The organism is Salinimicrobium terrae DSM 17865, from assembly GCF_000424665.1.
Lineage (GTDB): Bacteria > Bacteroidota > Bacteroidia > Flavobacteriales > Flavobacteriaceae > Salinimicrobium > Salinimicrobium terrae.
In genome coordinates this window covers 396738-412858 of record NZ_KE384221.1, presented here as the reverse complement: position 1 = coordinate 412858, position 16121 = coordinate 396738, and the positions used below count along the sequence as shown (strand labels likewise).

The following is a 16121-nucleotide window of genomic DNA, read 5'->3' as shown; positions in this document are numbered from 1 at the left end:
GATTCTTTAATCCTGCAATGCTTTCTTTGTTGCTTCCAAGTATCGAGTACCATATTTTAAGCAGGGCTCTAAATGGTTTCCTTCAGCCCATTCATTCATTGCGTTTATAAAAATAAAATTCTCTTCTTCAGAATATGGTTGAAACCTTTGTTTCAGACTCTTTAACCAATGCATAAAAAGAGATGGACTACTATTTTTGCCAATAACTCCATTTTCTCCCTTCCTTGGTGTATTGTCCCAGGAAGGAGTTACAGAACGAAACACTTTATAACCTGGAAGTTCTCGGTCTATACTTCCTTGTGCAGCTAACCTAAAGTCGGTAATTCTAGGATACTTTTTTCCTTCTGGCCAAATTGTCGGAAACGGAATTTTCTTTTTCGGCTTATTTAAATATTTCATCAGGTGGTGAGGAGAGAATTCAATACAGGCATCAAAGCCAATTTCTTCAGGATCAAAATTTCGATTAAAGCTTTCCATTGCGCATAAATACAAACCTTTAAAACCGTATTCTTCTTCAGCGATATTTCGCCAAAGCCTTAGAGTCCTTTTAATATCCGGGAAAAGATCATCTCTATAGATCACAAATACTGGTTTATCATATACTCGAATATACCTTTCATCAGGAAATACCTTTTCACAAAGCCAACGCATATGTCTTTGATCATCCTCAAAACTGTAATCTTGTTTAATTAAGATATCATTCTCCAGACCATCCCATCTTCTAGTCCAGTTCTCGTTTGCCCAACACAGCATAAATGGCATATCAGGTTTCTTTAATTGCAGTATTTCATCTATAGGCTTATCTAAGAGTCTTTTCCCATTAAACCAGTAGTGATAATAACAGAACCCATGAATACCATGATCTTTGGCAATTTTTGCCTGTGCTTCCCTCGCCTCTTGAAGTCTTAGATCATAAAAACCAAGATCTGAAGGTATGTGAGGCTGGTAATGATCCTTAAAGAGTGGTTTTGCTTTTGCAACATTTGTCCATTCTGTAAAACCTTTGCCCCACCACTCATCATTTTCCGGAATAGGATGAAATTGCGGTAAGACTATAGCTATTGTTCGTATCCTTTTCAAAATTTTTGTTTATTAATTTCTTCCTTTAATCAACCATAGTTAGGGAGCAATATTATATTATTTAATCTTATTGAAAATCCACAAAGAAAATCTTTTCCAGATAGATCTCTTCTTCTGTGACGATTGAATCGTACTATCCATATGTGCCGGATATAACTGGCAGATCATAGAATAGAAATCGGCTTTATCAAGATAATTTCCATTCCCTTTTACTGTTGTGACTTTAGGAACATTTTTAGAAATCCCTATTTGTTGCCCCTGGTGAATCCTGTATTCTATTAAATTTCTATCAATAAAAAATAATCCCTTTTGAGCTGAAGCATGTAAGCCAAGCCACGCATCATGCCAATATCCCAAGGGTACCTCAATAGGAATAACATATTTTTTTAAACTTTTATGAAAGCATACTGTAGCACCGGTAATTTTATTGTCATTATTCAAAAGATCATTAAAGGCATTATAATTATTTTTCCATGATTGACGTTTTGGTTTTTGAAATCCCCATTTATCCCACAACGTGGTGTCTAAAGAATTTGATTTTTCGTCAATCAACAGGGCATTGGTAAAAAGCAGTTTGCAATCCTCATGTTTATTAAAAAAAGAGGTCATTACCGAGATTTTATTTTTACTCCAAATATCATCGTGATCGCTCAAAAAAATGAGTTGTCCATTGGTTAAAGAAATTGCCTTTTCAAAATTTTTTATAGTCCCTATCGACCTCTCATTAAAATGTAATTTTATAATATCAGGATATTTCTGTTGATAATTCGATAAAATATCCTGTGTACCATCAGAGGAAGCATCATCGCATATAACAATTTCATCAACGGGCAGGATTTGATCCAATATGCTATTTAATTGTTCCCGAAGAAATCTTTCTCCGTTACAGGTACACAAAGCTACTGATAGGATCATGAATTTTTGCGATTTAAGAGGTCTAAAATAGGGTTTAAACTTTGAGTATACCAGAAAGAATTCAGATCAATTGACCCCTTTAAACTTGAAAATAATCCTGGAAAACAAAAAATTGATAGCCTGAGCAAGGGAATATTTGTCTACCCCCATTCCGAAAAAATAATACAACCTGTTCTTCAAGCTAATATCTTCTTTTATTAATCTATGGTACCAAAAACTTCTTACTATCCCAATCTCGCTATGAGTGGCCAAATCATAATTATAGGATTTTTGATGAAACTCAAGGGAAGCCTGAATCCATTTATTGTCAAAATTCCCAGTAGAGAAGTGGTGCATGGGAATTTTGGAGGTTACATAGTTGGTGAATTTACAAGAAACTCTCAAGGAAATATCGAGGTCATAAAAATGATAATCTTTTAATCCTTCATCAAATTTGAATTCCTTCCATCTATCTTTTCTCATTGCCAGGAAAACCCCGTCTAAAGTTTTAACCGGTTCCATATCTTTATAAACATCAGGCTTATCCTTATCACTTATAAAGTGCTTTACAAATAGACGTCTATCATCATCTATTCCCTGATCATGACCGGTTGGTAAATTAAATTTCCTGATCCCACCGGCAACACCTATAATTCCAAGTTTTTTATCCTTCAAAGAATCAATTAGAAAATTCCCCCAACCATGGGTTAAAAATTCGACATCCTCATGGATAAATAACAAATCATCATTTTTTGCTTTTTTCGCACCTTCATTATAAGCCTTACTAATTCCCATTAACCCCGGATTTCTAATTTTTACAATCTCATAATTAGCCAGCCCAATAGTTTGTTTGATGTTTGCTAGTAAATGTTGATAGTAATTTTCTCTATGAGAAGATATAATTATGGAAATCATTGTTTAACCCCGAGAATTACTTGATGATACGGCTTTATAAAAGCACTATTAATTATTTTCACATTGACATGGGAGCATAGAGTTCTAAGTAATTTAAAATCAAAAACATGATGATGCAGACACCTGTTCTTAAAATTTGACAAAGACCGGTTTTTGAATTGTACTTTCGTTCCCGCAGGTCGATCCAAACTTAAATCATGTAATTCTAAGATTTCTGGAAGATGTGTTAAATCATGTTCATCAATATCTTTCTTGAAATCCTCAATAAGATGATCAAAAGTTGTAACAGGTCTGTTATGATCAAACGTGTACCTTTTATCAGGCAGGATTAACAACATAACTCCTCCCTTTTTCAAGACTCTCAACCATTCATTAAGAGTCTTAAGTGTATTGGCACAATGTTCTAAGCAATGGCTCGAGATAAGAAAATCATACCGTTCATTAGGAATTACTTCTAAGTCACTAGCTTCACATATGTATTGATAACCACTTTTTTTATTATAATAGTGATATCCATCACTTTCTGATATTTTTCCCTCCCATATGGTTTCATTGCTAAAATTACAGCCATCTAAGCTATTTATTACTTGATAAATGGGTATTTCTTTTAAAAATATTTTACTCGGACCTCCTATTTCAATTCCATTTTTACCTTCAAAATATTCAGAATAAAGATTCTTTTGTTTGTCGGAAAAGATGTTAAATTGCTCGAGTTTCCTTTTTACCATGTACTTTACCCCGTAAAGTCCTTTTCCTCTATAGGTTTTTAAAACTGTCTGTAAGATTGGTTTAATTGTACATTGATTCGAAAATAGGGTCATACGGTTATTTTAATCTTCTCTATAACAAAATATATTAAGTTGCAAGTCCATTCCAAAATTTAATTTTCTTTGAATGAAGGGTTGTTTGGTCGTATAGGCTTCTTTAATATGATACCTAAAGCCTGCATTTCGAACAATACTTAAAATTTTATCTAGGTTTTGTTTTTTCCCAGACATGCTGTGATATTCAATAAAAAGATTATCAATGTTTTTTAATTCCTTCTCACAGTCTTTTATCACCTCATATTCCGCACCCTCAATGTCTAGTTTTAAAAAATCCACCTTCTCACCTATTAAGTACTTTTTCAAACTTGTACAAGGTACTTTTTTATAAATACCTTCGATGGATTTCTCTTCAAGCCTACCTCCTGCCCCTCCCTCAACATTAAAAGATAAAACCTCCTCACAATTCCAGACAGCTTTATTTATAAGCTGAACATCTCTATAATCAAAAGAGTCTATATTTTTTTCTAAATATTGAAAAATATCATCGTCTGCTTCAAAAGCAATAATTCTTGCATCAGGATATAATTGTTTAAAATAAATTACACTCATTCCTAAGTTAGCGCCGCAATCTATAATATATGGATTAGATCTATTCGCTTTAAATCTATACATCCCAGATTGGAATAATTCTTCGTTCCCTAAATTAAATGAAGCAATATCGTGGATGTAAAGCTTTTTACCCAAAAAAAACTTTTCAGTAGCCATAAACCTTTCAATGTGCTGCACTTGTTGCTTATTCTTTTTCAAGAAAAGTTTAATCTGATTCATAATTATTTTAAATTTCACTTTCTTCATTCCAGCAATAGGTCTAGTTTATCTTACTTAAGCTTTTAAACCAATTAGGTCGTAGAACAGAGTTGAAATTCTGATTATTTTGGAGAAAAAACTTGTTTCCAAAAGAGGAATCTGCCGAAATACTAAAAGAAAGACTTGATTTTTCAGTTGTGAATTTCTTAACGTAAGGAATAGATAAATTAAATTCTACTTCGTAATCCCCAGTAGCCAAACTGCATGGAGGAATTACAAAAGATACTTGATATGTACCAGCTTCGATTTTACTGTATTCATTATAGTCGTTATATAGGAGACCGATAAGAGGGTTGCCTACAGAAGAACTAATGGCGACACCCACAACTATATCACTAAAATTTTCTCCCAATTCAAACTTCATTAAAATTTGGATCGGCTCTGTATTTTTAAAAAATTCAACTCGATTTTCAGAGGAAATTTCCGCTTTTAATAATTTCATGCTTCCATCCCCATCTTCTCCAGACCAGGAATTTCGTCTAAAATCAGATTTGAGATATACGTTTAAGACCTCATCTACACTCCCTATTAAGGTTGTCTCTCCATTTTCGAGCAAGAGACCTCTGGTACACAAGCTTCTTACACTCGACATATTATGGCTCACAAACAACACAGTTCTGCCCTGCCCTGTTGACAGATCCTGCATTTTTCCGATGGCCTTCTTTTGAAATTCAGCATCACCTACCGCAAGCACCTCATCAACCACCAGGATCTCTGGTTCCAGGTGGGCCGCAACGGCAAAGCCCAACCGTACCGTCATCCCGCTGCTATATCTCTTAACAGGAGTATCTATATATTTTTCACAGCCGGAAAAAGCGATTATCTCATCCAACTTGGTCCTGATCTCTGTTTTAGTCATGCCTAGCACTGCTCCATTCATAAAGATGTTCTCACGACCAGTAAGTTCACCGTGAAAACCGGTCCCTACTTCCAATAAAGAAGCAATACGACCTTTGGTTTTAATCGTCCCAGTAGTTGGGGAAGTTACGCGGGATAAAAGCTTTAGGAGAGTTGACTTTCCAGCCCCGTTCTTACCAATAATACCTAGTACTTCTCCCGGTTTAACTTCAAAGTTGATATCCTTTAAAGCCCAGATATAATCCGTCGTAGCAAAAGAACTTCTATCATTTACCTCGCCTACTTTTAAAAAAGGATCTTCCTTACCCTGCACGGCATACCACCACCGCTTTAAGTCGTCACCTATAGTCCCTGTACCTACAGTCCCCAAACGGTATTGTTTTGAAATATTTTCGGCTTTTAAAATAGCACTCATAGGCTTTTGATCTACTGCACTCCAATGTACCTAAGCTTTAGGTTCTACAGTATTTTTAGTGTTCCTTAATTTGGTAACTTTAAAAAAGATTTTTAATTCTTTGTAGTCCCTTTTTTTTGTCCTCAAAATTATATCCATATTTAGAAATATCCTGCGCATAAAAATGTTCAACGAGTTTTTTTCTGGATTTATTATAAAATAAGGAGTAGTGTGGATATCTACTGGTGCTTCCGTTTATTTTAACATTAAATTTCCTCTTAAGCCCCAAGTGACCTGCAACTTTTTCAATATGAAATACAAGATCTTCAAATCGACCTATATAGTCAACAGCATAACGACCATCTTTATCAAAAAAGTCCTTCTGTGGCTTTAAATGATCTCCTTTATAGCCGGGCTTTTGGGGATAAGCAAAAATTTTTTCAAAATCACCGCGGGCTGTAATGTAATTCGTGAAGGAATCTTTAATTGCTGAGGTTCTCATTGCCCAAAGATAGTCTGAGTAACTTCTATCCCAGGGGTTTCGTACAATCGTAAATTTGTAATAGTTTTTCCATACCTCCTCAGAAACCAGTCCGGTGTTTAGCAGCTGAAATGCAGTTGCGTGCTGAAGGTAAATTTTCCTCTCCGGGCACCAGCCATAATGGATATCGTAATTTGGAGTATCCGGAAGGAGAGGTACATCTGGGTGGAAAAACTTATATATACTGGACCCTCCGGTCTTTGGAATATGAATAAAAATACACTTATATTGGTGCGAAATCATTTTATAGCTTTTACTTTCTTCTAGCCCTTCTTCATTAGATAAAGATACAACCTAATCAACTTGATCGGCCTTTCTAGTAAAAGATCGAACGATAATGACACCGCCTTTTTTACCTTTCTCTCACGTAGAAAACAAGCAAGCAATTTAAATTTACTTTTAATAGTACTTTTTTGGACCACTCTCCCGCTAGGGCTAAATGCTGCATCTTTTTTTACATTCTCAATGATTTTCAAATTTGCCCATGCAATTTTACTGGGAGTGAGTTTCATTTTTTCCGATACTCCGATCTCTCTTCTATATACAGCGGTTGGTGTCTCTATAAATCTCACCTTACTTCCATCTTTTGTTGTCCAAAGATATATTGGCCAATCTCCATAGGGACATTGATCCAGCCAGTCTGGAAAATCATCTGGTGCCGCTTTATTCCTAAAGAGAACTGTGGCCGAACAAATATAGTTTTCAAAAACAAGATCCTCAAATCCTGTTGTTCTGCTCTGCAATTTATAATCTTTTAGTAGAAATCTACCATCAGGAAAAAGAAACTGAAAGGAAGTGAAGACAATGCTGTAGTCTGGGTTTGAATCCAAAAAGTCGACCTGTTTTTGAAGCTTTAAAGGATCTGTCCAGTAGTCATCCCCATCACAAATGGCTACGTATTCCCCATTACATTCTTTATATGTCCTGATGAAGTTGTTTATTAAGCCAAGATTTCTATAAGATGGTAAAAGTTTAATTTTTTCAGGATTCGCCGCGGCATACTCTTCACAGATCTTTCTTGTCCTGTCACTACTCGCGTCTTCTCCAATAACTAACTGGTAGGTAAAACTGGTTTCCTGCATTAGGACTCCTTCAATGGCCTGAGCAATGAATTCTTCCTGGTTATAGGTGAGCATGAAAACACTTACAAGTATCTGAGTCATAATAGGAAATCATTTGGCTTTCTTCAAGAGAGCCTTCTTTAACTTCTTTTAGGCAATTAAGTCATGTGGGATTTATATTCAAGTAAGTTAGCAGTGACATTTATACAGTATCAATAAAATTCTTTTCAGTACGATTAAAAACAATTAATCCAATGAGAACTAATATTACGCAAACAATCAGCGTATATAGAAAACCGGACCAGGTAAATATCCCCGTATCAAGGATCATAAAACGGAAACCTTCAATAATTTGAGCTAAGGGATTGAATTTTACCACCCAGGCAAGGCTGGGGATATTATTACCTACTTCACTTAGCGGATATGGTACTGCAGAAATGTAAAGCAACAGGGAAGTGGCAAAACCCACCAGAACAGTTAGATCCCTGTATTTGGTCGTGAAAGCTGAAATGATCATTCCTGCCCCCAATCCCAGCAAGGCCATCATTAGTACATAAACCGGGAAAAGCAATAAATTAAGATTAGGACTCAATGAATAATCCTGCCACAAATAATACAAGTAAAAAACAACAAGAATCAGTAATTGAATTCCAAATTTGAAAAGATTAGAAATAACAGTTGTTAAAGGCATTATGGCCCGGGGGAAGTAAACTTTCCCGAAAATGCCGGCATTGTTCCTAAAAGTATTGGAGGTACCTGTAAAGCACTGACTAAAATAATTCCAGGCTGTGATCCCGGTAAGATTAAATAGAAATGGGGGAACTCCTCCGGTGGGGATATTTGCTATATTATTAAAAACAAGAGTAAATATTACAGAAGTAAATAGCGGTTGAATAAAGTACCAGAGCGGACCCAGAATTGTTTGTTTATAAACTGTGACTATATCCCGTTTTACAAAGAGAATCAACAAATCCCGGTATCGCCAAATTTCTTTAAAATTAAGATCAATCAGCTTTCGTTTCGGGGTTATTTCGTAAAGCCAATCATTGTTCTCAAGTTTGTTCACAAAAACCTCTTCGTTAATTTCTAATCCGCAGGAAAATTAAGAAGAAAAATTGGGTTTAAGCCTTTCTGTCGAAGGGGATTTTCCTTCATAGCACTAATTATTCCGTATGACTTCCTATATTTGAGCCTGGTCTAATGCCGCTGCCTTGAACAACAAAAAAATCTTTATTCTTCTTCCTGATGGTGTGGGCTTGCGCAATTTTGCCTTTACTTCTTTTGTGCAAATTGGAGAAAAACTGGGCTGGGAAGTGGTTTTTTGGAATCAAACTTCATTTGACCTAACTGAGGTTGGTTACAAGGAAATTAAACATAGCGGGAGAGCCAGAGCAAAAACAGATTTGTTAAAAAGGGCAAAATTAGAAGCCGAACTAAATTACTTCTCCAAAAAGTTTCAAGACAAGGTGTATCAGGATTACAAATTTCCTGCTTCTAGTAGCGGCCTAAAAGCCCAAATTAAAAATCAAATAGTTAATTTTCTGGTCCACCTACACACAGGTGAGAAAGGCCTGCAGCGACTAAGAAAAAAATTAAAGGCTTCAGAAAGAAAGGGAAATTTCTACCGCAACTGTAAAGAGCTTCTTGAAAAGGAAAAACCACATTTCATTTTCTGCACAAACCAACGTCCCGTGAATGCTATTGCACCCTTAACAGCGGCTCGGGACCTGGGAATACCAACCGGAAGCTTTATTTTCTCCTGGGACAACTTACCTAAAGCTACAATGGTAGTAGAAGCCGATCATTATTTTGTGTGGAGTGAATATATGAAAGAGGAGCTTTCTTCTCATTATCCTCACATCAATGAGAATACCATCCATATTTCTGGTACGCCACAATTTGAGCCTCATTACGACAACAGGCTGAGACAAACAAAAGAAGAGTTTTGCCTGGAGAATACTTTGGATCCTGAAAAAGGGTATATCTGTTTCAGCGGGGATGATGTAACCACATCTCCCTATGATCCACAATATCTGAATGACCTGGCTGAAGCAGTAAAATCATTAAACCGGCAAGGCTTTGACTTGGGAATAATTTTTAGGCGTTGCCCGGTGGATTTTTCCGATCGTTATGCCAAGGTGCTTAACGAGTATAGGGACATAATTTTTCCGGTAGCTCCAAAATGGGAAAAGAGAGGAGAAATTTGGAATACAGTGTTTCCAACCAAAGCAGATTTACAGGTACAAGTGAATACCATTTTGCATTCTGAAGCGGTTGTTAACCTCGGCTCCTCTATGGTTTTCGATTTCGCTGTATTTGAAAAGCCCTGCCTGTTTATTAATTATGATCTTAAAAACCAATTCAGCTCAGACTGGTCAGTCAAAAAAATATATAATTTCGTCCATTTCCGTTCAATGCCAACGGGTGAGGAAGTCTATTGGCTGAACACACGAGACGAAATTTCAGGTAAACTTAAACAAGCTCTTAAAAATCAGGACAAAAAAATTGAAAAGGCCGTGGAATGGTTTAAAAAAATAAATTTTCCCCCGGCTGATAAGGCTTCAGAAAGAATATGGAAAGAATTAGGTATGATTTATGAATCAGAAAATACAAGATGAAAGACTTTATTCAAAAAAATAAGTTTATCTCTTTACTTATCATCATCAGTCTGATATCATCTTTAAGAAATTTATTTTTACCCTTATTTGGTGACGAAAAGACCTATGCCAACATTGCTAATAACATAATTGTTTTTGGGCAATATTTTCATAATGGGCAACCTACCACAGTCACCCCTTCCTTACCTTTTCTAATGGCTTTATTTTACACGAAGATTGACCCCACAATTGGATTCGTCATAACAAAATTGGCTAATCTGGGTTTTATAATTCTTGGTGTAAAATTTTTATATAAGTTTCTAAAAGACCTGAACTTAAATGATCTTGTCGTAACTATAGTCCTTTTACTGACCATTGTAAATAATAATTTTGTGCTTTGGAGCACCCTTCTTTACCCCGAAAGCATTCTCTTCTGCTTTTTCTGGATTTTCATTTATTATCTGAATAAATCAAAAATTGCCCGTAGAGATATTTTATTAATAACTGCTTCCTTTCTCATCTTGATTTTGACCAGATATGTTTTTGCTGTTTTAGGTTTATTGATCATGATAAAACTTTATCCATTTCTCATGGATTTAATACGGTCTAAAAGATATAAATTGATAAGCCAATTAGCTCTTTATTTGGGCCTGATGCTAATACCCGTTTTACTTTGGTTCAAGTATGTTTACTATATTGAAAGCGAGAATGAAATTGGTTTGAGTTATTTCAATCGGTTTAAGGATAGAGAACCTTTTTACAATATTAAAGCGGGGTTAGGTTTAATAAAACATGCCGAAGTAAACAATATTAACGGTATCCCTGCTTTTATTTCTCTATTTGTTCCTATGACCGGTCTGCGGAGTTGGATATTCAGCCTCGTTTTAATAATAAGTTTTATATCCGGATTTTTAATTCAATTTAAAAATAAAAGCAACCGTTTTCTTTTTTTCGCTGTCTTATTGGTTATGGGAGGATTGGTGTTTGCCGGTACGGGCTTCAGTAGATATTGGCTATTTATGCTTCCCGCTTATATCTTAGGATTTTATTATTTTTTCCAAAAGTTAATACCAGAGAAAAAATATTTTATACAAATAGGCAAAATACTCGCTCTTATTTATGTTGTCAACGAGATACGCCTAAATTTTGTGATATTTACTGAACTTCTATAATTTAAAAATTTGAATCCGAAAAAACTTATTATATATCTTCCTGCTTTAAATGAAGAAAAAGATATTATTGAGGTTATTAAATCTCTACCTAAAAAAATATCTGGAGTCGCGGAAGTAGAGATCTTAGTAATAGATGATGGCAGCACAGATCGTACACGGGAATTATGTTTAAAGGAAAAGGTAAGTGTAGTTTCTCATGTGGTTAATCGTGGAGTTGGTCTAGCTTTTCAGACAGCAGTAAATTACGCTTTAGAAGCTGAAGCTGATATTCTTGTAAGCATAGATGCCGACGGCCAATTTGATGCCAACCAAATTAAAGATCTTGTCTTACCTATTCTTGAAAGGAAAGCAGATTTTTGTACCGGAAACCGTTTTAAACATGGAAAACCAGAGAACATGCCGTATATTAAATTTTGGGGTAATAGCCAGATTAGCAGGCTGGTAAGCTTCATAAGTGGTGTCAGAATATATGATGCCTCCTGCGGGTTCCGTGCATATTCTAGGGAAAGTTTATATAGTTTAAATGTTCAGGGAAGTTTTACTTATACCCATGAAACCATTCTTGAATTACTTCAAAAAGGTTTCCATATTAACCAGGTTGCTATTAAGGTGAAGTATTATCAGAACAGGGTTTCGCGTATTGCCAATAATCTCTGGACCTATGCCTTCCGAACCTCTCTGATCATATTTAAAACATGGAAGGATTATAAACCACTTCGCTTTTTTTTAAGCATAGCAGGAGTAGTTATTATTTTAGCTTTATTAATTGGCGGATTTGTTTTGGTACATTGGCTTCAAACCGGCATGATTACGCCGTATAAGAGTTTTGGATTTATTGCACTTTCCCTGTGTGGAATAGCGGTAATATTAACTACGTTAGCCTTTGTAGCAGATATGCTTACCAGAATTAGGATGAACCAGGAAAGAATTCTTTATTTAACCAAAAAGAATTATTTTGAAAAAAATTGATCATTCCAATTTGAGAGCCCAACCGGGTAAGGAAGATTTCAAAGGAAAGTATGAGTCAAAAAATTTCATCTCCAGGTCTTTAGTCAAAAATTATTATAGGGCAGTAAAAAGTCTGCTAGATTTAACTTCAGATGTAATCACAGCCCATGAGGTGGGAATTGGAGAGGGATATTCAACTCAAAAACTAAGGCCATGGATACCGTCCCTAAGTGGTTCGGAATTTGTACCTGAATTAATTAGAAATGCCAAACATAATAACCCAGGCGTAACTATATTTCAGGAAAGTGTTTATGATTTAAAAAAAGGGGAGAATAGTGTAGATTTGGTATTCTTCCTGGAAGTTCTTGAGCATCTTGATTATCCGGAAATAGCCCTTTCGGAAATAAAAAGGATCTCAAAAAGATATCTCATAATCGGAGTTCCAAATGAACCACTGTGGAGAATTTTAAATATTTGCAGATTTAAATATATTTCTAACCTTGGCAATACTCCCGGCCATTTAAACCATTGGTCTAAAAGCCAAATCATAGAACTAATACAAGAACATTATGGGAATGTTATTGCAGTAAAATCACCAATTCCCTGGACAATTATTCTTGCGGAAAAAACTGAAATCAGGAACTAATTATGGTAACATTTAAAAATTTCCATATATCAAAAAAATTTTTACTTCGTTACTTGGGGATTAGTTTAATTAGTTACCTGTACACACTATCGGGACTACTATTATTAGTAGAATATTTCAATTTAGATGAAATAACATCATTTATACTGGTTTACGGTAGTGCTTATGTAATCTTATATGCAGTCCAGTTAAAGTATCTATTTAATAAAAAACATAATCTAACAAAGTTAATGCGTTACCTATTTGCTATTATTAATTTTTATATAGCTGCAAATTTACTTTACAATCTTGGTTTATTTTTTGGTTTTCATTATCTCTTATCTGCCATACTGGGCATTGGAATTATCATTCCCCTGCGAATTATTGTTTACAAATATTACGTTTATAAGGATTGAGTGTTTTAAATGTTTTATTTAGTTGTAGTGCTAAGTGGTTATTTCTCGGAAAGATCTTTATTATTACTTTTTTAATAGCATTTTTTCACGAGTTAGCGGACTTGGGTTAAAGAAAATCTGATATAATACTTTAAAAATACTTTTACATCTAAATAGTAAATGTGTAAAAAAACCCTTTTCTTTCCCTAGCTTAATTTCTAATATTTTTCTTTTAAACATTTTTTTATCACTTGAAAAAATTATCAATTCTCATTCCGGCTTTTAATGAAGAATCTACAATTACAGAACTTTTAGAAAGCCTTAGAGATCTCAGTTTAGAATTTTCCCTTCAAAAAGAAATCATCATAATCAATGATTCTTCTACGGATAGTACAAAGGAGTTAATTGAAAAATTTAAAGCACTTCATCCTAACCTAAAAATTTTATTGTATAATCAGGAAGAAAACAAAGGTAAAGGAGCAGCCCTGCACAAAGCTATTCATTTATCAACGGGGGATCTCATAGTTATTCAAGATGCCGACCTGGAATACGATCCAGTCGAATATAATTTATTACTAAAACCTGTAATTTCTGGAAGAGCAGATGTGGTTTATGGGTCACGTTTTATGGGTGGTAATCCACATCGAGTTCTCTTTTTTTGGCATACTATAGGAAATAAATTTCTTACAAATTTAAACAATGCCTTTACTAATCTTAATCTTACAGATATGGAAACCTGCTACAAATTATTTAAAGCTGATATTCTAAAGAGTTTAGATTTAAAGGAAAAAAGATTTGGTTTTGAGCCTGAAGTAACAGCAAAAATTTGCAGGATACCCAAAATAAGAATTTATGAAGTTGGCATCTCCTATTACGGAAGAACCTATGAGGAAGGGAAAAAAATAAATTGGAAGGATGGTGTGAAGGCGATTTATTGTGTTTTTAGATATAATTTATTCAGATAGTGAAGAATATGGTAACAGACAAAGTGGGTAAAAACACCCTGGATGTTATTGGAGAGGCAGATCTTTTTAATAAGTGGATGTTCCAAACCATATATCCATTTTCCACTGGAAAAATATTAGAAATAGGAAGTGGCCTTGGCAATATTTCAAAATTTTATTTAAAAAATGGAGATGAAATTATGCTCACTGATCTTCGCGAAGAATACTGTTCATCTCTTCGAGATAAATTTGGCACCAACCAGAATCTACTTGGTGTTGATCAACTTAATTTAATTCATCCGGAATTTGAGCAAACTTACAGAAATCACATTGAAAGATTTGATACAGTTTTTGCTTTGAATGTAATTGAACATATTGAGGATGACAATTTAGCAATACGTAATTGCAAAAAATTATTAAAAAAAGGTGGCCATCTAATAATTTTAGTTCCTTCTTATGAGAAACTGTACAATAGATTTGATAAAGAACTAGGGCATTTTAAAAGATATACTAAAAAGACGGTCTCAAGTCTTTATACCAACAACGAAATAGAAATAATCCACAGACAATATTTCAATTTTATAGGAATTTTTGGCTGGTATATAAATGGAAGATTATTAAAAAAAGATGCGATTCCATCAAATCAAATGAAAATCTACAATCAGTTAGTGCCTTTATGGAAGAGAGCGGACCTGCTTCTGAAAAATCGGATAGGTCTATCTACAATTATAATAGGACGTAAAAATTAACCTAAATTAGGTATTAAGTGCAAATTAAGCAAATACTAAAAATTGGTTTGGGATTCATCCTGGTATTGATGTTTTCTTATAATTGGATTGTTGCAAATGAAATCAAATCAGATCCGGGATTTTCTGATGCGTTCGAATTTTTATATGTGGGTTTAAGCCTTGCAAAAACAGGGCAGTATGGATATTTTCAATCTACAAGGAAGGAAATTCTTAATGATTTTAATAACCCTGAAGTTATTAAGACAAAAACTTATATTAAAGGTGAATCAACCGCATTTAGACCACCAATTTGGCCTCTTATAATTGCAGGAATTTTTTTTGTATTTGGGTATAGCTTAACCAATATTCTAATTTTCAAATTCCTCATACACCTTTTAGGCATTTATATTTTCCACAAAACATTAAAACTTTTAAATTTTAAAGAATATCTAACAATAACAGGGACATTCTTATATGCAATAAGCCCTGCATGGCAGTTATATTCAAGGCTTTTTCTTTCAGAGCCTATTACTTATTTTTTCATAACACTTTGGATTTATTTGCTCATAAAATATATCCAGAATAAAATTAGCATTATCCCCCAAGCATGTGTAGCAGGCATAATTATTCTGTGTCACCCTTATTCACTATTTCTACCTTTTTCTGTATGGTTTATAATGTTTCTTACGCAGAAATTAAAATTAAAAGTTTTTATCATTTCTTCTGTTATTTGTATATCTATAGTTTCTCTTTGGGTTGTTCGTAATATGGTTGCCTTTAATACTCAAGAAATCATAATAACTACCTCTTCCGGTGAAGTATTGGCAAAAGGATGGAATGAAAAAGTTCCTAAAGAGCACACTAATACTCAAGGAGATCTTATAGACGTCAGAGAGTTATATTCAGAATTTGATAAAAATTTAAACAAAGATCATTTCGAAGTTGCACGTATGAAATTTTTTAAAGGTGCCACTATAAATTTTTTAAAAAATAACCCTGAACTTATATTTCCAATTATTTCTAAAAAAATTAAAAGTGCATTCAACCCTTTACCTGAAAGCAGAAAAGCGGGAATACTGGAAATTGGCAGATGGTTTTTTCAACTACTCAGTTTCTTATCAATGATTTATTTACTTCTTTGGTCAAAAAATAAATTAATAAAGTCATTAATTTTTGGTCTTATATTTTCAACTATTGGAATATCATTAATTACCTATTCCGGGTTTAGATTCAGAATGCCGCAGGTTGGATTGGAGTTGCTATTCATTATTTTCGTCCTTGATGATATCATTCAGAGAATTAAAGGTAAAATCAATCCTCAGGCGTCTGCATAAA

The 16121-nt window shown here is 34.2% G+C and carries 16 protein-coding genes; 7 read left to right on the top strand and 9 right to left on the bottom strand.

Translation table 11 applies throughout. The annotated features are described in order from the left end of the window. Window positions 1-6: 6 nt before the first annotated feature. From H148_RS0114175 to H148_RS0114135, 9 genes are all read right to left on the bottom strand, one after another. Window positions 7-1080, bottom strand: a complete 1074-nt coding sequence (locus tag H148_RS0114175) for a glycosyltransferase WbsX family protein (RefSeq protein ID WP_029035385.1) — start codon at window positions 1078-1080, stop codon at window positions 7-9. Between the two features lie 57 nt (window positions 1081-1137). Further along, complete coding sequence (locus H148_RS18010) at window positions 1138-1995, bottom strand: glycosyltransferase family 2 protein (protein WP_051286495.1); 858 nt, start codon at window positions 1993-1995, stop codon at window positions 1138-1140. 66 nt (window positions 1996-2061) lie between these two features. After that, window positions 2062-2889, bottom strand: coding sequence for a glycosyltransferase (locus tag H148_RS18005; RefSeq protein ID WP_051286493.1), 828 nt, complete (start codon window positions 2887-2889; stop codon window positions 2062-2064). Beyond that, window positions 2886-3710, bottom strand: a complete 825-nt coding sequence (locus H148_RS0114160) for a methyltransferase domain-containing protein (protein ID WP_051286491.1) — start codon at window positions 3708-3710, stop codon at window positions 2886-2888. The genes H148_RS18005 and H148_RS0114160 overlap by 4 nt, the downstream gene beginning before the upstream one ends. Before the next feature lie 9 nt (window positions 3711-3719). Continuing rightward, on the bottom strand, window positions 3720-4484 hold the full coding sequence (locus H148_RS0114155; RefSeq protein WP_211222992.1) for an FkbM family methyltransferase: 765 nt from the start codon (window positions 4482-4484) through the stop codon (window positions 3720-3722). 40 nt (window positions 4485-4524) lie between these two features. Next, window positions 4525-5796, bottom strand: coding sequence for an ABC transporter ATP-binding protein (locus H148_RS0114150; RefSeq protein WP_029035382.1), 1272 nt, complete (start codon window positions 5794-5796; stop codon window positions 4525-4527). Window positions 5797-5875: 79 nt separating this feature from the next. Continuing rightward, on the bottom strand, window positions 5876-6559 hold the full coding sequence (locus H148_RS18395; RefSeq protein WP_029035381.1) for a sulfotransferase family 2 domain-containing protein: 684 nt from the start codon (window positions 6557-6559) through the stop codon (window positions 5876-5878). A 20-nt stretch (window positions 6560-6579) separates the two neighbouring features. Next, window positions 6580-7479, bottom strand: coding sequence for a glycosyltransferase (locus H148_RS0114140; protein ID WP_029035380.1), 900 nt, complete (start codon window positions 7477-7479; stop codon window positions 6580-6582). A 100-nt stretch (window positions 7480-7579) separates the two neighbouring features. Next, window positions 7580-8443, bottom strand: coding sequence for an ABC transporter permease (locus tag H148_RS0114135; protein WP_029035379.1), 864 nt, complete (start codon window positions 8441-8443; stop codon window positions 7580-7582). Window positions 8444-8588: 145 nt separating this feature from the next. Here H148_RS0114135 and H148_RS17995 point away from each other — a divergent pair, with 145 nt between their 5' ends. From H148_RS17995 to H148_RS0114090, 7 genes are all read left to right on the top strand, one after another. Next, window positions 8589-9995, top strand: coding sequence for a glycosyltransferase family 28 protein (locus H148_RS17995; RefSeq protein WP_037325283.1), 1407 nt, complete (start codon window positions 8589-8591; stop codon window positions 9993-9995). Further along, a complete protein-coding gene (locus tag H148_RS0114125) occupies window positions 9992-11146 on the top strand; it encodes a hypothetical protein (protein WP_029035378.1) in 1155 nt (384 codons plus the stop codon). The genes H148_RS17995 and H148_RS0114125 overlap by 4 nt, the downstream gene beginning before the upstream one ends. 9 nt (window positions 11147-11155) lie before the next feature. Further along, on the top strand, window positions 11156-12115 hold the full coding sequence (locus tag H148_RS0114120) for a glycosyltransferase family 2 protein (RefSeq protein WP_029035377.1): 960 nt from the start codon (window positions 11156-11158) through the stop codon (window positions 12113-12115). After that, window positions 12102-12740: a class I SAM-dependent methyltransferase gene (locus H148_RS17990; protein WP_051286488.1), complete on the top strand. Its 639-nt coding sequence runs from the start codon at window positions 12102-12104 to the stop codon at window positions 12738-12740. The genes H148_RS0114120 and H148_RS17990 overlap by 14 nt, the downstream gene beginning before the upstream one ends. A 625-nt stretch (window positions 12741-13365) precedes the next feature. Next, a complete protein-coding gene (locus H148_RS0114100) occupies window positions 13366-14079 on the top strand; it encodes a glycosyltransferase family 2 protein (RefSeq protein WP_029035376.1) in 714 nt (237 codons plus the stop codon). Between the two features lie 8 nt (window positions 14080-14087). Beyond that, window positions 14088-14807: a class I SAM-dependent methyltransferase gene (locus H148_RS0114095; RefSeq protein ID WP_029035375.1), complete on the top strand. Its 720-nt coding sequence runs from the start codon at window positions 14088-14090 to the stop codon at window positions 14805-14807. A 17-nt stretch (window positions 14808-14824) separates the two neighbouring features. After that, window positions 14825-16120, top strand: a complete 1296-nt coding sequence (locus H148_RS0114090; protein ID WP_156877260.1) for a glycosyltransferase family protein — start codon at window positions 14825-14827, stop codon at window positions 16118-16120. The last annotated feature ends 1 nt before the right edge of the window (window position 16121 follow it).

What these genes read in the sequence shown, in the direction of transcription:
- H148_RS18010 (WP_051286495.1), bottom strand. Translation starts at nt 1,995, where the DNA reads ATGATCCTATCAGTAGCTTTGTGTACCTGTAACGGAGAAAGATTTCTT.
- H148_RS18005 (WP_051286493.1), bottom strand. Translation starts at nt 2,889, where the DNA reads ATGATTTCCATAATTATATCTTCTCATAGAGAAAATTACTATCAACAT.
- H148_RS0114160 (WP_051286491.1), bottom strand. Translation starts at nt 3,710, where the DNA reads ATGACCCTATTTTCGAATCAATGTACAATTAAACCAATCTTACAGACA.
- H148_RS0114155 (WP_211222992.1), bottom strand. Translation starts at nt 4,484, where the DNA reads ATGAATCAGATTAAACTTTTCTTGAAAAAGAATAAGCAACAAGTGCAG.
- H148_RS0114150 (WP_029035382.1), bottom strand. Translation starts at nt 5,796, where the DNA reads ATGAGTGCTATTTTAAAAGCCGAAAATATTTCAAAACAATACCGTTTG.
- H148_RS18395 (WP_029035381.1), bottom strand. Translation starts at nt 6,559, where the DNA reads ATGATTTCGCACCAATATAAGTGTATTTTTATTCATATTCCAAAGACC.
- H148_RS0114140 (WP_029035380.1), bottom strand. Translation starts at nt 7,479, where the DNA reads ATGACTCAGATACTTGTAAGTGTTTTCATGCTCACCTATAACCAGGAA.
- H148_RS0114125 (WP_029035378.1), top strand. Translation starts at nt 9,992, where the DNA reads ATGAAAGACTTTATTCAAAAAAATAAGTTTATCTCTTTACTTATCATC.
- H148_RS0114095 (WP_029035375.1), top strand. Translation starts at nt 14,088, where the DNA reads ATGGTAACAGACAAAGTGGGTAAAAACACCCTGGATGTTATTGGAGAG.